Source organism: Pseudomonas sp. GCM10022186 (genome assembly GCF_042656385.1).
Taxonomy (GTDB): Bacteria; Pseudomonadota; Gammaproteobacteria; order Pseudomonadales; family Pseudomonadaceae; genus Metapseudomonas.
The window spans coordinates 123,176-140,394 of sequence record NZ_JBHSOU010000044.1; the positions used below are offsets into that span (position 1 = coordinate 123,176).

Annotated in this window: 20 protein-coding genes; 4 read left to right on the forward strand and 16 right to left on the reverse strand. The window is 67.0% G+C overall.

Annotated elements, in window-relative coordinates; genetic code table 11:
* Positions 1-338 precede the first annotated feature (338 nt).
* Positions 339-1,103, forward strand: a complete 765-nt coding sequence (locus ACFPU0_RS15290) for an SDR family oxidoreductase (protein ID WP_377693947.1) — start codon at positions 339-341, stop codon at positions 1,101-1,103.
* On the opposite strand, the gene ACFPU0_RS15295 is transcribed toward ACFPU0_RS15290, so the two are convergent.
* The 3 genes from ACFPU0_RS15295 to ACFPU0_RS15305 form a co-directional block, all read right to left on the reverse strand.
* Complete coding sequence (locus tag ACFPU0_RS15295; protein ID WP_377693948.1) at positions 1,081-1,995, reverse strand: glycerophosphodiester phosphodiesterase; 915 nt, start codon at positions 1,993-1,995, stop codon at positions 1,081-1,083. The two genes, ACFPU0_RS15290 and ACFPU0_RS15295, sit on opposite strands and share 23 nt — an antisense overlap.
* Before the next feature lie 143 nt (positions 1,996-2,138).
* Positions 2,139-2,774 carry a TetR family transcriptional regulator gene (locus ACFPU0_RS15300; RefSeq protein WP_377693949.1) on the reverse strand — a complete coding sequence of 212 codons (636 nt, stop codon included), beginning with the start codon at positions 2,772-2,774 and terminating at the stop codon, positions 2,139-2,141.
* A 724-nt stretch (positions 2,775-3,498) separates the two neighbouring features.
* Positions 3,499-3,792, reverse strand: a complete 294-nt coding sequence (locus ACFPU0_RS15305; RefSeq protein WP_377693950.1) for a hypothetical protein — start codon at positions 3,790-3,792, stop codon at positions 3,499-3,501.
* Positions 3,793-4,075: 283 nt separating this feature from the next.
* Between ACFPU0_RS15305 and ACFPU0_RS15310 the strand changes: the two genes are divergently transcribed.
* Positions 4,076-6,124: an AsmA family protein gene (locus tag ACFPU0_RS15310; RefSeq protein WP_377693951.1), complete on the forward strand. Its 2,049-nt coding sequence runs from the start codon at positions 4,076-4,078 to the stop codon at positions 6,122-6,124.
* A gap of 7 nt (positions 6,125-6,131) precedes the next feature.
* On the opposite strand, the gene osmE (ACFPU0_RS15315) is transcribed toward ACFPU0_RS15310, so the two are convergent.
* From osmE (ACFPU0_RS15315) to ACFPU0_RS15340, 6 genes are all read right to left on the reverse strand, one after another.
* Positions 6,132-6,470 carry an osmotically-inducible lipoprotein OsmE gene (gene osmE, locus ACFPU0_RS15315; protein WP_377693952.1) on the reverse strand — a complete coding sequence of 113 codons (339 nt, stop codon included), beginning with the start codon at positions 6,468-6,470 and terminating at the stop codon, positions 6,132-6,134.
* Positions 6,471-6,694: 224 nt separating this feature from the next.
* Complete coding sequence (gene osmE, locus ACFPU0_RS15320) at positions 6,695-7,066, reverse strand: osmotically-inducible lipoprotein OsmE (protein WP_377693953.1); 372 nt, start codon at positions 7,064-7,066, stop codon at positions 6,695-6,697.
* Between the two features lie 102 nt (positions 7,067-7,168).
* A complete protein-coding gene (locus tag ACFPU0_RS15325) occupies positions 7,169-8,434 on the reverse strand; it encodes an Hsp70 family protein (protein WP_377693954.1) in 1,266 nt (421 codons plus the stop codon).
* Between the two features lie 149 nt (positions 8,435-8,583).
* Entirely contained in the window at positions 8,584-9,066 is a 483-nt protein-coding gene (locus ACFPU0_RS15330; RefSeq protein WP_377693955.1) for a DUF6644 family protein, read from the reverse strand.
* A gap of 9 nt (positions 9,067-9,075) precedes the next feature.
* Positions 9,076-9,429 carry a DUF6152 family protein gene (locus tag ACFPU0_RS15335; protein WP_377693957.1) on the reverse strand — a complete coding sequence of 118 codons (354 nt, stop codon included), beginning with the start codon at positions 9,427-9,429 and terminating at the stop codon, positions 9,076-9,078.
* Positions 9,430-9,652: 223 nt separating this feature from the next.
* Positions 9,653-10,099, reverse strand: coding sequence for a YqaA family protein (locus ACFPU0_RS15340; RefSeq protein ID WP_377693958.1), 447 nt, complete (start codon positions 10,097-10,099; stop codon positions 9,653-9,655).
* A gap of 192 nt (positions 10,100-10,291) precedes the next feature.
* Between ACFPU0_RS15340 and ACFPU0_RS15345 the strand changes: the two genes are divergently transcribed.
* Positions 10,292-11,158 carry an isocitrate lyase/PEP mutase family protein gene (locus ACFPU0_RS15345; RefSeq protein ID WP_377693959.1) on the forward strand — a complete coding sequence of 289 codons (867 nt, stop codon included), beginning with the start codon at positions 10,292-10,294 and terminating at the stop codon, positions 11,156-11,158.
* 98 nt (positions 11,159-11,256) lie between these two features.
* Positions 11,257-11,523: a DksA/TraR family C4-type zinc finger protein gene (locus ACFPU0_RS15350; RefSeq protein WP_377693961.1), complete on the forward strand. Its 267-nt coding sequence runs from the start codon at positions 11,257-11,259 to the stop codon at positions 11,521-11,523.
* Positions 11,524-11,549: 26 nt separating this feature from the next.
* On the opposite strand, the gene ACFPU0_RS15355 is transcribed toward ACFPU0_RS15350, so the two are convergent.
* From ACFPU0_RS15355 to urtB, 7 genes are all read right to left on the reverse strand, one after another.
* Positions 11,550-11,840: a type II toxin-antitoxin system RelE/ParE family toxin gene (locus ACFPU0_RS15355; protein ID WP_377694317.1), complete on the reverse strand. Its 291-nt coding sequence runs from the start codon at positions 11,838-11,840 to the stop codon at positions 11,550-11,552.
* 13 nt (positions 11,841-11,853) lie between these two features.
* Positions 11,854-12,090 (reverse strand): addiction module protein, encoded by a 237-nt coding sequence (locus ACFPU0_RS15360; RefSeq protein WP_377693962.1) that lies wholly within the window; start codon positions 12,088-12,090, stop codon positions 11,854-11,856.
* Between the two features lie 93 nt (positions 12,091-12,183).
* Positions 12,184-12,684 carry a GNAT family N-acetyltransferase gene (locus ACFPU0_RS15365; RefSeq protein ID WP_377693963.1) on the reverse strand — a complete coding sequence of 167 codons (501 nt, stop codon included), beginning with the start codon at positions 12,682-12,684 and terminating at the stop codon, positions 12,184-12,186.
* 31 nt (positions 12,685-12,715) lie between these two features.
* A complete protein-coding gene (urtE, locus tag ACFPU0_RS15370; RefSeq protein WP_377693964.1) occupies positions 12,716-13,414 on the reverse strand; it encodes an urea ABC transporter ATP-binding subunit UrtE in 699 nt (232 codons plus the stop codon).
* A 103-nt stretch (positions 13,415-13,517) separates the two neighbouring features.
* Positions 13,518-14,369 carry an urea ABC transporter ATP-binding protein UrtD gene (gene urtD / locus ACFPU0_RS15375; protein WP_377693965.1) on the reverse strand — a complete coding sequence of 284 codons (852 nt, stop codon included), beginning with the start codon at positions 14,367-14,369 and terminating at the stop codon, positions 13,518-13,520.
* On the reverse strand, positions 14,369-15,445 hold the full coding sequence (gene urtC, locus ACFPU0_RS15380) for an urea ABC transporter permease subunit UrtC (RefSeq protein WP_377693966.1): 1,077 nt from the start codon (positions 15,443-15,445) through the stop codon (positions 14,369-14,371). The genes urtD and urtC overlap by 1 nt, the downstream gene beginning before the upstream one ends.
* A 115-nt stretch (positions 15,446-15,560) precedes the next feature.
* Positions 15,561-17,129, reverse strand: a complete 1,569-nt coding sequence (gene urtB, locus ACFPU0_RS15385) for an urea ABC transporter permease subunit UrtB (RefSeq protein ID WP_377693967.1) — start codon at positions 17,127-17,129, stop codon at positions 15,561-15,563.
* Between the last annotated feature and the right edge of the window lie 90 nt (positions 17,130-17,219).

A 17,219-nucleotide genomic window follows, 5' to 3' on the forward strand; every position in this document is an offset into this window, starting at 1 on the left:
ATCCCTGTGAGGCACTCTGTGGATAACTTGGTGGCAGCTGCCGCCAGCCCCCGGCCCACGCCGTGCTCCAGTGCCTGGCCAGATTTTGACCAGTCATGGTTTTTCCCGCGTAGACAGTGACTTGCAGCCTTCATCTGGCGTCATGCGGCCTGCGTCGAGTTGTCCCCGTTCGCTGTGTGGAAAACTGTGGATAAGCTTGGGAGTAAGCTGCGCAGCCCAGTGGCGGCGGGGGCTGCGCGGCAATGGCGATTTTTTCGCCAGCAGGCCGACTCCATAGATGGCGTAACCTATGCCGGTCTATTCGCAACGGGCCCGTGCCCCAGAGCAAGGAGAACAGCATGACTTCCACCGTTTTCATCACCGGCGCCACCTCGGGATTCGGCGAGGCCTGCGCCCGGCGTTTCGCCCAGGCCGGCTGGTCGCTGGTGCTGACCGGCCGCCGCGCCGCGCGCCTGCAGGCGCTCAAGGATGAACTCTCGGCCCTGACCGATGTGCACACCCTGGAACTGGACGTCCGCGACCGTGCGGCCATGGAGGCGGCCATCGCCGGCCTGCCGGCGAAGTACGAAAAAATCCGCGGGCTGATCAACAACGCCGGCCTGGCCCTGGGCGCCGACCCCGCGCCCAGGTGCAACCTGGATGACTGGGACACCATGGTCGACACCAACATCAAGGGCCTGATGTACAGCACCCGCCTGCTGCTGCCGCGCCTGATCGCCCACGGGCGTGGCGCCAGCATCGTCAACCTGGGCTCGGTGGCGGGTAACTGGCCCTATCCGGGCAGCCACGTGTACGGCGCCACCAAGGCCTTCGTCGGCCAGTTCTCGCTGAGCCTGCGCAACGACCTGGTGGGCACCGGCGTGCGCGTCTCCAACATCGAGCCGGGCCTGTGCGAAAGCGAATTCTCCCTGGTGCGCTTCGGCGGCGACCAGGCCAAGTACGACGCCACCTACGCCGGTGCCGAGGCGATCCAGCCGGAAGACATCGCCGAGACCATCTTCTGGATCATGAACCAGCCGGCTCACATCAATATCAACAGTCTGGAGCTGATGCCGGTGAGCCAGACCTGGGCCGGTTTCGCTATCGATCGCTCAGCGAAGTGATGCGGGTGGAGCGCCCCAGCAGCTGCAGGGCGCGATCCGGGTAGTCGGTGATCAGGCCACTGGCGCCCATGTCCAGCAATTGGCGCATGGCCGGTTGCTCGTTGATGGTCCACATCTGCACCGCCAGGCCGCGCTGCAGCGCGGTCTGCATGAGGCCTTCGCTGGCCACCTGCAGGCCGCCGCTGCGCTCGGGGATCTGCAGGGCCTGGTAGGACGGGCTGACCAGGCTGCCCAGACCTATCCAGTTCAGCGCCACCAGCAGCCGCGCCGAAGTCGGTCCGGCCGACGTGGCGACCCCCGGGCAGACTTCGCGGAAGCGCTTCAGGCTGCGCTCGTAGAAGCTCCCCACCAGAACCCGCTCAAGCTGGTCGTGCTCGCTCAGCAGGGCACAGAGCTGCTCTTCCATGGCCGCGTCGGGCACCTTGATTTCCACCACCTTGGGCGCTTCCGGGAAGCGCTCCAGCACCTCGGCGAAAGTGGGTATGCGAATGCCCTGGCCACGGTAGGGATGGCTCTCGCCGCCGTCGGCCGTCCAGCGGTAGCCGGCATCCAGCGCCTGCACCTCGGCGAGCGTCAGCTCGGCCACTTCTCCGTCGCCATTGGTGGTGCGGTCCACCCGCGCGTCGTGGAGCACCACCAGCTCGCCGTCGCGGGTACGGCGCACATCCATTTCCAGCATGTCCACCTTGAGGGCGCTGGCGCGCTCGAAGGCGAACAGGGTGTTTTCCGGCCAGAGGCCACGGCCACCGCGATGGGCGATCACCAGGGGCCTGTCGCCCAGGCCGGCGAGCACGGCGGGGCGGTCCGCCGGACGGCTGGTCAGGGCCAGCGCCAGCAAGGCGACGGCGATCAGAAAAAGGGGCGCGAGAAAGAAACGGGCGAAGCGCTGCATGCTGTTCTTATCCGTAAAACGTGGACGGGCGTGCCGAATCAGACGCGGGGACTATGACAAAGACGTGACGGCGTAGCGAGAGGAAAGGCGAAGAATTGGGATGTGGTTGCCCTTGGGTGCGGCTACGAGTGCCGGCGGAGCGGTCAGCTTTCCGGCTTGCCAGGCCCCAGCCAGTGTTTGCCGCCGATCATGATGAAGCGCAGTTGCTGGGTGATCTTGGCGGCGGGCAGCAGGTGCGGAGGCAGGTTGTCCGCTGGCGGATCGATCAGCTCGGGCAAGGTGGCGAATACCGTCTTCACCACCAGGTCGGCCACCAGGTCAAGGCCCTGCCTGTCCAGTTGCGGCATGCGATTGACCAGCTCGAGATCGGCGGCCAGGTCGTCGGTGATGCGCTGGCGCAGGGCGCCGATGGCCTGGCGCACCGGCCGCGAACCACCGTACTGCTCGCGTGCGAGGAAGAGGTACTGGCCACGGTTGGCGGCCACGGCGTCGAGAAAGATGCGCACCGACGCGTCGATGATGCCGCCCTGCTCGAATTCGTTCCGGCGGACCATGCCGATGGTGGCGCGGAAGGTTTCGCCCACTTCCTCCACCAGGGCCAGGCCCAGTTCGTCCATATCGCTGAAGTGACGGTAGAAACCTGTGGGCACTATGCCGGCTGTGCGAGCCACCTCCCGCAGGCTCAGACTGCCGAAGCCGCGGCCGCTGTCCATCAGGAGGCGGGCGGCGTCCATCAGGGCCTGGCGGGTCTGCTGCTTCTGTTCCGAGCGTTGGGTCATGGGACGCGGCTGTTGGCCAATGTGCGGCGCACTCTAGCAAATGGGCTTTGCGGGCGTCGAACGGGCGGCCACGTCGGTGCACGGAGGTCAGCCTGCCTTGTGGGAGCGGGTGCATCGGCGATTGGAAAGGCTATGTCTGCGTTAGCTGTTGCAGCACTGAATGGAAGCGTCTAATACGGGATTTTCGGGCCTCCGTGCCCGCCTGACACCTCCCTCTCCCCCGGCCCCTCTCCCGGAGGGAGAGGGGTGACTCGCGCCTGACAGGGCGCAGCAATTCTGATGCCTGATCAGTGCCAGAACCTGCGCAGGAGAGGTGGGGCAGCGGCTCCGCCCCGTCAGGAGGCCGAGCGGAATCGTTGCGCAGGGGGACGAGCGGCATGGATGCCGCGAGAGGCGTGCGGGGCCAGGGATGGCCCCTCACGCCGGGCCCCCGGAGCCACGATGGAGCGAGGGAAACGCAGTAACAGCCGAAGGCTGGTCACCCGGCGAAGCCGGGCCGGATGCCGGGGCAAGTTTTTTGGTTCCTTTTCAACGATTGGAAAAGGGACTCGCCCGGGGGGGCGAAACAGGGACTCGCCGTCCGCTCGATAATTAGCTGGGCTCAGGGCGTTCTAGCAACACTTAACGCAGACATAGCCATTGGAAACGCCCCCACGGGAAAGTGCGGCCCCCAAGCAGAAAGCCCGGCGTCCGCCGGGCTTCGAGGGGGAGCCGCGCGTCGCGATCAGCTGACGCGATGGGCCTGCAGCAGGCGATCCGAACCACCTTCGGCCACGCGGAAGGCGTTGGTGCGGTCCGAGCCGCTTTCAGCGATGCGGTTGGCGCCGGTGCGGTCGGCACCATCTTCGGCGACGCGGTCCAGGATCATGAAGCTGCCTTCAGCGGCAACCGGCTCCACGACCTGGAGGTAGGTGCCATCCCGGGATTCACCCAGTACCGGCTGGTCGTCGGACGGCAGGGCGAATACGGAGGTGCTCAGGGTGGCGATGATCAGGGCGGCGAAGGCGTGGGTTTTCATGATCGTGGGCTCCTCAACGGGGGCTGGAAACTGGGTACGGAGCCAATCTTACGGATGGGGCGTCGATTAAAAAGTGAACACCCACGATAGAGAACATCGACGTCGTTGATGTTGCCTGCGGCCCTTTATAATCAATGCCTTGCGGCATTTTTCGGCAAGATTGCAGCGGCAGGGCCGATTGCGCTCGGCGCTCGGGCGGAGCAACCCGGGGCAATTTCGGGTCGATAAGGCAAGGAGATTACGCGGCGCCGATGGTGGCTGCCGGGGCAAAGGGGAGTAGTGCATGACACGAGGTCTTCGCATCCTCGCCAGGTCGGTTCTGGCGCTGGCGCTGCTGCTTGCGGTGCTATTGGTGCTGGTCGCCACCTTCGACTGGAACCGCATCAGACCGGCATTCAACGAGCGGGTATCCGCCGAATTGGGACGGTCATTCGCCATCGAGGGCGAGCTCAAGGTGATCTGGCAGCGCGAAGACGGCGAGGGCGGTTGGCGGGCCCTGGTGCCATGGCCCCATTTCGTCGCCGAGAAACTGCGCCTGGGCAACCCGGAGTGGGCCAAGGGCGGGGATTTCATCAGCCTCGAACGGGTGGAATTCCGCGTCGCGCCGCTGCCCTTGTTGTGGCAGCAGCTGAGCATTCCGCGCATCGACCTGGGCGGTCCCCAGGCCAGCGTCCGGCGCCTGGCCGACGGGCGCAACAACTGGACCTTCGAGCTGCCGAGCAGACCTGAGGGCGCGGCGGAGCAACCCTCCGGCTGGACGCTCGATATCGGCACCATCGGCTTCGACAAGGGCCGCGTCCAGGTGGACGACGCCCAGACCCGCACCCGCCTGGACCTGGTGGTCGATCCCCTGGGCAATCCGGTGCCCTTCAGCGCGCTGCTACCGGCCACGGGCGTGCGACCTGCGGCGGTGGGCGCCCAGGACTACAGCTTCGGCTGGAAGGCCAAGGGCAGCTACCGCGGCCAGCCGCTGGACGGCAGCGGCAAGGTGGGTGGTCTGCTGGCGCTGCAGAACGCCGACCTGCCCTTGCCGTTGCAGGCCGAACTCCGGGTCGGAGACACCCGCATCAACCTGCTCGGAACCCTGACCGAGCCCCGCGAGCTCGGCGCCCTGGACCTGCGCCTGCAACTTTCCGGCAAGAGCCTGGCGCAGCTTTACCCGCTGATCGGCGTGACGCTGCCTGAAACCCCGGCCTACTCCACGGACGGCCGGCTGCTGGCGAGCCTGCAGGAACCCGGTGGCGCCGAGTTCCGCTATCAGGGCTTCAACGGCCGCATTGGCGGCAGCGATATCCACGGCGACCTCACCTATGTGGCCCGCGAGCCCCGGCCCAAGTTATCCGGCACCCTGACCTCGGAACAGCTGCGCTTCGTCGACCTGGCGCCGCTGATCGGCGCGGACTCCAGGTCCGGCCAGCAGGCGCGCGGCGTGGCGACCCGGCAACCGGCGGACAAGGTGCTGCCGGTGGAGGAATTCCGTACCGAGCGCTGGCGGGTGATGGATGCGGACGTGACCTTCACCGGCAAGCGCATCCAGCACAGCGAAAAGCTGCCCTTCCGTGACCTGTCCACCCACCTGGTGCTCGACGACGGCCTGCTCAGGCTCGAGCCCTTGCGCTTCGGCGTGGCCGGCGGCGCGCTGGACGCCGATATACGACTCGATGGCCGCCGTGCCCCGCTCACCGGCAAGGCGCGCCTGCAGGCTCGTCGCTTCAAGCTCAAGGAGCTGTTTCCCAACGTCCAGGCCATGCGCAGCAGCCTGGGCGAGCTGAATGCCAAGGCCGACCTGTCCGGCACGGGCAATTCGGTGGCGGCGTTGCTGGGCACGGCCAACGGCGATCTGCAGATGCTGGTGAATGACGGCACCATCAGCCGCAACCTGATGGAGATCGCGGGGTTGAACCTGGGCAACTACCTGGTGGGCCGCCTGTTCGGGGACGAGGAAGTGAAGATCAACTGCGCGGCGGCGGACCTGGGGGTGAAGGACGGCCTGATGACCCCGCGGCTGTTCGTTTTCGATACCGAGAATGCGCTGGTGCAGGTGGCCGGCACCGCCAGTTTCCGCAACGAGCGGCTGGACCTCAGCGTCAATCCGGAGTCCAGGGGCATGCGGGTGTTTTCCTTGCGTTCGCCGCTCTACGTGCGCGGGACTTTCAAGAATCCCCAGGCTGGGGTGCAGACGGTGCCGCTGATGGTGCGCGGCGCGGGCATGGTGGCGTTGGGCGTGGCGGTGGCGCCGGCGGCGGCCCTGCTGGCGCTGGTGGCGCCGGCTGCCGGGGGCGAGGAGAACAGCACCTGCGAGCCGTTGCTGCAGCAGATGCGCAAGCGCTAGAGGTGGCTCAGAGCTGGTCGCGCTCCACCTGTTCGCGCTGTCCACAGGTCATGAAGCCCTTGTGGCGCACGCGTCCGGAGCTGTCGAAGCTGACGTGGTAGGGCTGCTGATGCCCGTCCTCATTGAGGATGTAATTGTTGCAGGAGCCCGGGTGCACGCTGCGCTGGATGATGGAAGACGGGCGCCCGCCGATGATCAGCACCTGCTGGCGGCTCATGCCGGGTTCGACGTCCTTCACCAGGGGCTGGTTGCGGAACGTGATGTAATCCGTGGGGTTTTCGATCTTGCTGGCGCAGCCTGCCATCGATGCCAGGGCACAAGCCATGACAAGCGCTTGCTTGTACATCAGGGGTCCTCGTGGGTTAACGCAGTTGAAATACAGCGCTTGGAACATCGGAAGCTGGGGAGAGTTCGCCCGGGAACGCCAGGATGCTGGCCAGGCGATGGACGGCATAGCGCCAGCAGCTGGCGATATGCTGCCTTGGATGGCTGGAGGCCTTGCGTGGCGCGCCCTCCAGGGTGGGGTGGTGGCGACTTGATGGTTGATCCGCATTCAGCCCATCGGGCCGATCAGTAGCCGCCGCCGCGATCGATTTCCTTGCGCTGGGCTTTTTCGCGCTCGTTGGTTTCCTGTTGCGCGCAGGACATGAAGCCCGTCCCCTCGACCCGTCCGCTACCGTCGAAGCTGACGTGGTAGGCCTGTTGGTGGCCGTCCTGATCGAGGATGTAGTTGTTGCAGATGCCGGCATGGACCGTGCGCCGGACGGACGAGGACGGCGGGCCGCCGATGGTCCGCACCTGCTGCTCGGTCATGCCTTCTTCCACCTGCTTGACCAGGGGCTGGTTGCGGTAGGTGTAGTAGTCCGTAGGGTTTTCCATCTTGCCGGCGCACCCGACCAGGGAGGCCAGGGCGCAGGCCAGGACCAGCGCTTGCTTGCTCATGGCGGGACTTCCCCATCTGCGCGGGCGTGCCCGCGATGGCTTTGAGCCTAGTCCGCCGAGCCGTCCCGACCCTGCGGGACGGGGGGCCTTGCCGATGAACGGTCAGCCGTAGCGCTTCTTCGCTTCGATGGCCAGGCCGCTGCCGATGCTGCCGAACAGGTTGCCTTCCACCTGGCGCGCATTGGGCAGCATGGCGGCCACGCTCTGGCGCAGCGCCGGGATGCCGCTGGAGCCGCCGGTGAAGAACAGGGTGTCGACCTGGTCGGCGGTTACACCGGCCTGGGCCAGCAGCGCGTCGACACTGGCACGGATGCGCACCAGCAGGTCGTCTATGGCGTTCTCGAACAGCGGGCGGGTGAGGTCCACCGCCAGGCCGGGCTCGATGCGGCCCAGGTCGATGGGGCGGCTCTCGGCCTCGGTCAGCACGATCTTGCTCTCTTCCACCTGCATCGCCAGCCAGTGGCCGGCGCGTTGCTCGATCAGGCTGAACAGGCGGTCGATGCCGGTGGCGTCGACGATGTCGTAGCGCATGTTCTTCAGCGCCAGCTGCGACTTCTGCGCGTAGACGGCGTTGATGGTGTGCCAGGTGGCCAGGTTCAGGTGGAAGCTGGTGGGCATCAGCGCGTCGCTCTTCATCCGGCTGCCGTAGCCGAACAGCGGCATCACGCCGGCCAGCGAGAGCTGCTTGTCGAAGTCGGTGCCGCCGATGTGCACGCCGCCGGTGGCGAGGATATCGTCCTGGCGCTCGGCCACCTCGCGGCGCTGGGGCGCCAGGCGCACGAGGGAGAAGTCCGAGGTACCGCCGCCGATGTCGACGATCAGCACCAGCTCCTCGCGCTCGATGCCGCGCTCGTAGTCGAAGGCCGCGGCGATGGGCTCGTACTGGAAGGACACCTCCTTGAAACCGAGCTTCTGCGCCACTGCCACCAGGGTGTTCTGCGCCTCCTGGTCGGCCTCGGCGTCGTCGTCCACGAAGAACACCGGGCGGCCCAGCACCACCTGCTCGAACTCGCGGCCGGCGGCGGCCTCGGTGCGCTGCTTGAGCTGGCCGATGAACAGGCCCAGCAGGTCCTTGAAGGGCAGGGCGCTGCCCAGCACGGTGGTCTCGCTCTTCAGCAGCGGCGAACCCAGCAGGCTCTTCAGCGAGCGCATCAGGCGGCCTTCATAGCCCTCCAGGTACTCGTGCAGGGCCTGGCGGCCATAGGCCGGGCGGCGCTCCTCGGTGTTGAAGAAAACCACCGAGGGCAGGGTGATCTTGTCGTCCTCCAGGGCGATCAGCGGCTCCACATCCGGGCGCCACCAGCCGACGGTGGAGTTGGAGGTTCCGAAGTCGATGCCCAGGGCCTGGGCGGGAAGGACGTTGCTCATGTCGCGGCTGTTCCGGAAAAAAACGGCCGCGCAGTTTACGCGAGGAGGAAGAGCTTGTCCGGCGCAGTTCGTCGCGGTGGACGGGTGACGAGCGCAAGGCCTTCCTGAGTCAGTGCCTGAAGACGAACCGGCCCCTGATCAGGTGCGCGCTAGAGGTAGGCCAGCAGCCGCCCGGCCGACATCACCCCGCACCAGATCAGGATCGACAGCGCCACCTGCAGCCGTCCCGCAAGGGGCGGTCGCCGGTCCCAGTCCGCCAGGCGCCCATTCCAGATGGCACGGAACAGCAAGGCGTTGGCGATCCCCAGGCCCACCAGCAGCAGCTTGAGCTGCAGCAGCCAGTTACCCAGCAAGGGCCCGGCGTCGGCGGCGAACAGGCAGAAGCCGGTGCCGATCAGCAGCACCAGCCCGGCGATGCCGATGGGCGTGAGCCGCTGCGAGGCCTGTTCCAACGGCACCTCGCGGGCGGCGCCGAGCAGGCGCAGGTCGAGAAGGAGCATGGCGCCCAGCAGCATCACCAGCCCCATCAGATGGAGCAGGTTGGCCGCGGGGTAGAGCAGCGAGGATTCGCGCATCAGCGCGCCGAATGCCGAGGCCTCCAGGCGCTCGGCCCAGGGCAGCAGGTACTCCACCACCGTGCCTCAGCGCAGTTCCACCGTGCGCCCGTCGACTATCATCCGTTCGGCACGCATTTCCGCGGTGCCGTCCTTGCGCGGGTAGCCGACCACGGTCACCGTCTTGCCTGGCGCCAGGTCCTGCTCCGGCAGCCCGCGTGACTCCATGCGGCTGATGGGCGCCAGCACCACGTGCCATTCGCGGCCTTCATAGTCGATGGTGATATGGGCATGGGGGTTGCGGTAGGAAAGTGTCTTCACCGGCGTCTCGATGGTCAGCGTCTTGTCCGCGTCGTAGGAACTCCAGCCATGGTGGGCGAGCGCGGCAGTGGCGCCGAGCACCAGGGCGAAGAAGGCGATCAGCAGGGAGAGCTTTCTCATGGGCTTGGTCTCCGGATAGCGACGCGGAAAGCGTAGGCGCTCGATCCGCCCGCCGCCGCCCGGGCAGCATCCCGAAACACAATGGCCGCCGGCTCACGCGGCTGTGGGAGCGAATTCATTCGCGATTGAAAACGCTCCCACAGGCGTAGGGGATATCGCCTTTCATATCCACCAACGCGAGCTATCCCACCTCCGATGGTGGATCGGTGAAGCGTGATCCACCCTACAAGAGCCCGACCCAGCCCAGCGTAAACGTCGCCAGCGCGAGGTAACGGCCAGCCTTGGCCAGGCTCACCAGCGCCAGGAACACCCAGAAGGATTCGCGCATCACCCCGGCCACCAGGGTCAGCGGATCGCCGATCACCGGCAGCCAGGCCAGCAGCAGCGACCAGCGACCGTAACGGTGATAGAACGCCTGGGCCTTTGCCATTTGCGCCGGCTTCACCGGAAACCAGCGGCGCTCGCGAAAATGCTCCACATAGCGCCCCAGCCACCAGTTCACCAGCGAGCCCAGCACGTTGCCGCAGGTCGCTACCGCCACCAGTGCCCAGGCCGGATGCGCCTTGGCCAGCAGCAGCCCCACCAGCACCGCCTCGGACTGCAGTGGCAGCAGGGTGGCGGCGCCGAAGGCGGACAGGAACAGGCCCAGGTAGGCGGTGAATGCCAGCACGTGGAGGTCTCGGGAAAACGGGGCGCCAGTGTGGCGGCCGACGAAGGGCAGGACAAGGCGCAGGCGCCTTAAGCGGACTGAAAGGCTGATCCGTTAGAATGGGCGCAGTCTGACAATGGAAAAACGGGGGCGCCGGCGCCAGAGTTGTGGAGCCGGCTCGATCCTGACCCCCTCTGAACTTTTGGTGCCCCTATGCGTAGAGCTTCTCATCACGAGTTGCGCACGGCTTTCCGTGCGTTGCTGGATTCGGATTCCTGCTTCCACACCGCCTCGGTGTTCGACCCCATGTCCGCCCGCATCGCCGCCGACCTCGGCTTCGAAGTCGGCATCCTCGGCGGTTCGGTGGCCTCCCTGCAGGTACTCGCCGCGCCCGACTTCGCCCTGATCACCCTGAGCGAGTTCGTCGAGCAGGCCACCCGCATCGGCCGCGTCTCGCGCCTGCCGGTGATCGCCGACGCCGACCACGGCTACGGCAATGCCCTCAACGTGATGCGCACCGTGGTCGAGCTGGAGCGCGCCGGCATCGCCGCCCTGACCATCGAGGACACCCTGCTGCCGGCCCAGTTCGGCCGCAAATCCACCGACCTGATCCCGGTGGAAGAGGGCGTGGGCAAGATTCGCGCAGCGCTGGAAGCCCGCGTCGACCCCGACCTCGCCATCATCGCCCGGACCAACGCCGGCGTGCTGGAAGTGGACGAAGTGATCCGCCGCACCAAGGCCTACCAGGCCGCTGGCGCCGACGGCATCTGCATGGTCGGGGTGGCCGACTTCGAGCACCTGGAGCAGATCGCCGAGCACTTGAGCATCCCGTTGATGCTGGTGACCTACGGCAATCCCAAGCTGCGCGACAACGAGCGCCTCGCCCGCCTCGGCGTGCGCATCGTGGTCAACGGCCACGCCGCCTACTTCGCCGCCATCAAGGCCACCTACGACTGCCTGCGCGACCAGCGCCAGGTCGCCACCGGCGAGGAGCTCACCGCCACCGAGCTGACCCACAAGTACACCCTGCCCGAGGAGTACATCGTCTGGGCCGAGGAATTCATGGACGTGAAGGAGTAACGACGTCCACTTGTCGCCTGCCGACCCCCGCCCTTGCAAAAGCGCCGGCCATCACCCCATATCGGTTCCATGGGTTCCGAACCGATCAGGAGGTCAGCATGGCAAGCGGTTGGGCCGGCGACGGCGCCGTCCAGGAACAGATCGACAGCACCATCGAAGACGCCATCCAGCGCGCGCGCAGCCAGTTGCCGACAGGCGAGAGCCTGAGCCACTGCGAGGAATGCGACGCGCCCATCCCCGAAGCCCGCCGCAAGGCCGTCCCCGGCGTGCGCCTGTGCGTCAACTGCCAGGCCGCGCACGACAGGGAAAACGCCGCCTTCGCCGGGTACAACAGGCGGGGGAGCAAGGACAGTCAGTTGCGTTGAGCCGCTCCCGAATGGAAGCGGCCCCTTCATTGGCCAAGGCGCTCGTGCCAGCGTTCCGGTCGCTGCCGATGGTGGTGGCAGGCGATGACCAGGATGCCATCCGATTCGATGCGATAGATCAGGCTGTAGGGAAAACGACGGAACGGAGCCCGACGTACCTTGCCATGCACCACCGGGTAACTCGCCGGGTTGTGGGATACCGCACTCAGGCAGGAGTCCAGGGAATTCAGGAACTCGACTCCGAGACCCTCGGCGCAAGCCTCGTACCAATCACGGGCGCTTTGCAGCTCTGCTCTGCTTCGGCATCCTGCCGGAATCTGATCGTCCTGATCACTTCACCCCCGACCAGAGCCTCTTGCGGACTTCTTCCCACGAAACCGCGGTTTCCGGTGCGGCATCGTGTTCGGCCAGCCGGCGGTCGATTTCACGGCGCTCTTCTTCGCTCAGCGTCGGCAGACTCTCCGGATGAGCCGCCACGCTGTCCCACAGGTCTTCCGCAAGCTGGATACGCTCGGCGGGCGAGAGTTTGAGCAGTTCGTCGGGCAGGGATTCCAGAGGGCGGGGCATGGAGGGCTCCCAATGCGAGGCGGATGGGCCGAATCCTAGCACAGGCCGCTCACTGGCCCCGGTCTTTGCCCGGAATTCGCCGGGCTCGGCACCTTACTCCAGCATCAACTGCATGAAGGTCAGGTCCAGCCAGCGGCCGAACTTGCGGCCCACCTGGGGCATCCGGCCGGTGGTGACGAAGCCGAGGCGTTCGTGCAGGCGGATGGAGGCGGCATTCTCGGACTCGATGGCGGCGACCATCACGTGCAGCCTGGCCTGGCGGGCGCGTTCGACCAGCGCCTGCATCAGCGCCGGGCCCAGGCCCTGGCCGCGCTGGTCGCCGCGCACGTAGACCGAATGTTCGACGGTGTGGCGGAAGCCTTCGATGGTGCGCCAGGTGCCGTAGCTGGCGTAGCCGAGCACCTCGCCTTGCGCGTTCACCGCCACCAGCACCGGGAAGCCGGCGGCCGTGCGTTCGGCCAGCCAGGCGCGGCGGTTGGCCAGGTCCACCAGGGTTTCGTTCCAGATCGCCGTGGTGTTCTCCACGGCGTCGTTGTAGATGGCCAGGATGCCGTCCAGGTCCGCCTCGGCGGCATCGCGAATCAGATGGGACATGGTGCGCCTCGATCGACAGGGGAGGCCGATTCTAAATGGTTACCAGGCCGCGTACCCCCTCGGCCTCCATGTTTTCGCCGCGGCCCTGCTGGATGATCTCGCCCCGGCTCATCACCAGGTAGTGGTCGGCCAGCTCGGCGGCGAAGTCGTAGAACTGCTCCACCAGCAGGATGGCCATGTCGCCGCGCTCGGCGAGCTTCCTGATCACCGCGCCGATTTCCTTGATCACCGAGGGCTGGATGCCTTCGGTGGGCTCGTCGAGGATCAGCAGGCGCGGCTGGCTGGCCAGGGCGCGGCCGATGGCGAGCTGTTGCTGCTGGCCGCCGGAAAGGTCGCCGCCACGGCGGTGCTTCATCTCGTGCAGCACCGGGAAGAGTTCGTAGATGGATTCCGGCACCGACTTGGCGTCCTTCGCGGAAAAGCGGGAAAGGCCCATCAGCAGGTTTTCCTCCACCGTCAGGCGCGGGAAGATCTCGCGGCCCTGGGGCACGTAGGCGATGCCGGCGTGCACCCGCTGGTGCGGCTTGAGGCCGGTGATGGCGCGGCCTTCCCAGTTCACCGCGCCCTCCTTGGCCGGGACCAGGCCCATCAGGCACTTCAGCAGGGTGCTCTTGCCCACGCCGTTGCGCCCGAGCAGGCAGGTGACCTCGCCCACCTTCGCGTCGAAGGACAGGCCGCGGAGGATATGGCTGCCGCCGTAGTACTGATGAAGTTGATTGACCAGCAACATATGTATTCCTCGTGTCATCAGCTTCAAGCGGCAAGCTTCAAGCCTCAAGAAAGAGTGGGCAGCATCGCTTGCAGCTTGCAGCTTGCAGCTTGCAGCTGGCGCGTCAGCGCCCTAGGTAGACCTCGATCACTCGCTCATCGGCCTGCACCTGGGCCAGCGAGCCCTCGGCCAGGACGTGGCCCTGGTGCAGCACGGTGACCTGGTCGGCGATCGAGCCGACGAAGCCCATGTCGTGCTCCACCACCATCAGCGAGTGCTGGCGCGCCAGGCCCTTGAACAGCTCGGCGGTGAACTCGGTCTCGGCGTCGGTCATGCCCGCCACCGGTTCGTCGAGCAGCAGCAATTGCGGGTCCTGCATCAGCAGCATGCCGATCTCGAGGAACTGCTTCTGGCCGTGGGACAAGAGGCCCGCCGGGCGATTGCGCGAGGCTTCCAGGCGGATGGTCGCCAGCACCTGGTCGATGCGCTCCTTCTGCTCGCCGGAAAGCTTCGCCCGCAGGCTGGCCCACACCGATTTGTCGGTCTTCTGCGCCAGCTCCAGGTTCTCGAACACCGACAGCGCCTCGAATACCGTGGGCTTCTGGAACTTGCGGCCGATGCCGGCCTGGGCGATTTCCACCTCGCTCATGCGGGTGAGGTCGAGGGTTTCGCCGAACCAGGCCTTGCCGGTATCGGGGCGGGTCTTGCCGGTGATCACGTCCATCAGCGTAGTCTTGCCGGCGCCGTTGGGGCCGATGATGCAGCGCAGTTCGCCGACGCCGATGTAGAGGGTGAGGTCGCGCAGGGCCTTGAAGCCGTCGAAGCTGACGCTGATGTCCTCCAGGGTGAGGATGGTGCCGTGGCGCACGTCCAGCCCGGGGTCGGCGACGCGGCCGATACCGAGGGCGTCGCGGCCGCTGCCGGCGGGGTCGAAGGCGGGCTCGAGCATGCATTCGGGTAGCGGGGTCGCGCGCATCATGGTTCTCCCTTGCGGACGAGGCCGATCACGCCCTTGGGCAGGTAGAGGGTGACCAGGATGAACAGGGCGCCGAGGAAGAACAGCCAGTACTCCGGGAAGGCCACGGTGAACCAGCTCTTCATGCCGTTCACCAGTCCGGCGCCGAGCAGCGGGCCGACCAGCGAGCCGCGCCCGCCGAGGGCGACCCAGACGGCCGCTTCGATGGAGTTGGTCGGCGACATCTCGCTGGGATTGATGATGCCCACCTGCGGCACGTAGAGCGCCCCGGCCAGGCCGCAGAGCACCGCCGACAGCACCCAGACGAACAGCTTGTAGCCGCGTGGGTCGTAGCCGCAGAACATCAGGCGGTTCTCGGCATCGCGCAGGGCGGTGAGCACCCGGCCGAACTTGCTCCGCGCCAGACGCCAGCCCAGCAGCAGGCTGCCCGCCAGCAGCGCGACCGTGGCCAGGAACAGCACGGCGCGGGTGCCCGGCGCGGTGATGTCGAAGCCGAGGATGCGCTTGAAGTCGGTGAAGCCGTTGTTGCCGCCGAAGCCGGTCTCGTTGCGGAAGAACAGCAGCATGCCGGCGAAGGTCAGGGCCTGGGTCATGATCGAGAAGTACACGCCCTTGATCCGCGAGCGGAAGGCGAAGAAGCCGAACACCAGGGCCAGCAGGCCAGGTGCCAGCACCACCAGGCACAGCGCCCAGAGGAAGTGCTGGGTGCCGGCCCAGTACCAGGGCAGTTCGCTCCAGGCGAGGAAGCTCATGAAGGCCGGCAGGCCGTCGCCCGCCGCTTCGCGCATCAGGTACATGCCCATGGCGTAGCCGCCGAGGGCGAAGAACAGCCCGTGGCCGAGGGACAGCAGCCCCGCATAGCCCCAGACCAGGTCCAGGGCGAGGGCGACTATGGCGTAGCAGAGGATCTTGCCCACCAGGGTCAGGGTGTAGGCCGAGACCTGCAGCGGGTTGTCCGCCGGCAGCAGGTGCAAGAGCGGCATGCTCAGGAGAATGACGCCGACCACGGCGGCAATCGCCAGGGTCAGTCTGGGGCCGGCTTTCTGTGCGACCCTGACTGTGATGGGCTGGTTCATGGGCGATTCTCTCCCGGGCCGGTGAGGATTCTCTGTAGGAGCGAGCTTGCTCGCGAACGGCGGGGCATAGCTTCGCGAGCAAGCTCGCTCCTACGAAAAGCAGCTGGAGTCTTCATCAGTCGATCACCCGTCCCTTGAGAGCGAAGAGGCCCTGGGGCCGCTTCTGGATGAAGAGGATGATCAGCGCCAGGATCAGGATCTTGCCCAGCACGGCGCCGATCGAAGGTTCGAGGATCTTGTTCGCCACGCCCAGGCCGAAGGCGGCCATCACGCTGCCGGCGAGCTGGCCGACACCGCCGAGGACCACCACCAGGAAGGAGTCGATGATGTAGCCCTGGCCGAGGTCCGGGCCGACGTTGCCGATCTGCGACAGGGCCACGCCGCCGAGGCCGGCTATCCCAGAGCCGAGGCCGAAGGCGAGCATGTCCACGCGCCCGGTGGGCACGCCGCAGCAGGCGGCCATGCTGCGGTTCTGGGTGACGGCGCGGACGTTGAGGCCGAGGCGCGTGCGGTTCAGCAGCAGCCAGGTAAGGGCCACCACGAACAGGGCGAAGCCGATGATCACGATGCGGTTGTAGGGCAGCACCAGGTTGGGCAGCACCTGCACCCCGCCGGAGAGCCAGGCCGGGTTGGCCACCTCGACGTTCTGCGCGCCGAAGATCACCCGCACCAGCTGGATCAGGATCAGGCTGATGCCCCAGGTGGCCAGCAGGGTTTCCAGCGGGCGGCCGTAGAGGTGGCGGATCACCGTGCGCTCCAGGGCCATGCCGACCAGCGCGGTGACGACGAAGGCCGCCGGCAGCGCCACCAGCGGGTAGAACGCGAGCGCCTCCGGCGCCAGGCGCTGGAAGCCCAGCTGCACCAGGTAGGTGGTGTAGGCGCCGAGCATCAGCATCTCGCCGTGGGCCATGTTGATCACCCCCAGCAGGCCGAAGGTGATGGCCAGGCCGAGGGCCGCCAGCAGCAGGATCGAACCCAGGGACAGGCCGCTGAAGGCCTGGCCGAGCAGCTCTCCCACCGCCAGCCTGCGCTTGACCTGGGCCAGGCTGGTTTCGGCGGCGGTGCGCACGGCGGCGTCGGTTTCCACCGCCGGGTCGAGAAGCGCTTCCAGGCGGGTGCGCGCCAGCGGGTCGCCGGTCTCGCCGAGCAGGCGCACGGCGTTGAGGCGGATGGCGGGATCGGGGTCGACCAGTTGCAGGTTGGCCAGGGCGAGGGAGAGGGCGTCGCGCACGCCGGCATCTTCCTCGGCCACCAGGCGGCCGTTGAGCAGGGCCAGTTGCGCCGGCTTGGCGCTCTTCTGCAACTGGCGGGCGGCCTCCAGGCGGATGGCGGGCCCGGCGGCGAGCAACTGGTGGCTGGCCTGGGCGGTGATCAGCAGGCCGCGCAGGCGGTTGTTCAGGCGCAGCTTCTTCGGCGTGCCGGTGGGGCTGGCGTCAGCCTCGGCGGCTTTGTACTCGCCGTTATGTTCGATGAAGGCTTGTTTATCCTCGCTGGCGAAGCGGCCTTGCTGCAGGGCGTCCAGCAGCGGCTGGCGCGCGGCATCGGGCTCGGCGGCCCAGCGCTCCAACAGCTTCGCCTGTTGCGCCGGGTTGGCGGCGGCGAAGTCGTTGGCGTCGCCGGCCTGGGCTGCGAGGGGGAGCAGCAGGAGCAGGGCGAGGAGGATTCGGTAGAGGGCAGATGGCATACGGATTTCCTTCGGAATGCACCGTCAGCTCCCTCTCCCTCTGGGAGAGGGTTGGGGAGAGGGAGGCCGGCAGCTCCGTGCCAGCGATGC

Excerpts from the sequence above, each read along its gene's own strand:
- ACFPU0_RS15365 (WP_377693963.1), bottom strand. The coding sequence starts at position 12,684 with ATGTCCCATCTGATTCGCGATGCCGCCGAGGCGGACCTGGACGGCATC.
- urtD (WP_377693965.1), bottom strand. The coding sequence starts at position 14,369 with ATGCGCGCGACCCCGCTACCCGAATGCATGCTCGAGCCCGCCTTCGAC.
- ACFPU0_RS15305 (WP_377693950.1), bottom strand. The coding sequence starts at position 3,792 with ATGAAAACCCACGCCTTCGCCGCCCTGATCATCGCCACCCTGAGCACC.
- osmE (WP_377693953.1), bottom strand. The coding sequence starts at position 7,066 with ATGAGCAAGCAAGCGCTGGTCCTGGCCTGCGCCCTGGCCTCCCTGGTC.
- urtB (WP_377693967.1), bottom strand. The coding sequence starts at position 17,129 with ATGCCATCTGCCCTCTACCGAATCCTCCTCGCCCTGCTCCTGCTGCTC.
- ACFPU0_RS15345 (WP_377693959.1), top strand. The coding sequence starts at position 10,292 with ATGCGTAGAGCTTCTCATCACGAGTTGCGCACGGCTTTCCGTGCGTTG.
- ACFPU0_RS15300 (WP_377693949.1), bottom strand. The coding sequence starts at position 2,774 with ATGACCCAACGCTCGGAACAGAAGCAGCAGACCCGCCAGGCCCTGATG.
- urtE (WP_377693964.1), bottom strand. The coding sequence starts at position 13,414 with ATGTTGCTGGTCAATCAACTTCATCAGTACTACGGCGGCAGCCATATC.
- ACFPU0_RS15360 (WP_377693962.1), bottom strand. The coding sequence starts at position 12,090 with ATGCCCCGCCCTCTGGAATCCCTGCCCGACGAACTGCTCAAACTCTCG.
- urtC (WP_377693966.1), bottom strand. The coding sequence starts at position 15,445 with ATGAACCAGCCCATCACAGTCAGGGTCGCACAGAAAGCCGGCCCCAGA.
- ACFPU0_RS15335 (WP_377693957.1), bottom strand. The coding sequence starts at position 9,429 with ATGAGAAAGCTCTCCCTGCTGATCGCCTTCTTCGCCCTGGTGCTCGGC.
- ACFPU0_RS15295 (WP_377693948.1), bottom strand. The coding sequence starts at position 1,995 with ATGCAGCGCTTCGCCCGTTTCTTTCTCGCGCCCCTTTTTCTGATCGCC.
- ACFPU0_RS15310 (WP_377693951.1), top strand. The coding sequence starts at position 4,076 with ATGACACGAGGTCTTCGCATCCTCGCCAGGTCGGTTCTGGCGCTGGCG.
- ACFPU0_RS15290 (WP_377693947.1), top strand. The coding sequence starts at position 339 with ATGACTTCCACCGTTTTCATCACCGGCGCCACCTCGGGATTCGGCGAG.
- ACFPU0_RS15350 (WP_377693961.1), top strand. The coding sequence starts at position 11,257 with ATGGCAAGCGGTTGGGCCGGCGACGGCGCCGTCCAGGAACAGATCGAC.
- ACFPU0_RS15325 (WP_377693954.1), bottom strand. The coding sequence starts at position 8,434 with ATGAGCAACGTCCTTCCCGCCCAGGCCCTGGGCATCGACTTCGGAACC.
- osmE (WP_377693952.1), bottom strand. The coding sequence starts at position 6,470 with ATGTACAAGCAAGCGCTTGTCATGGCTTGTGCCCTGGCATCGATGGCA.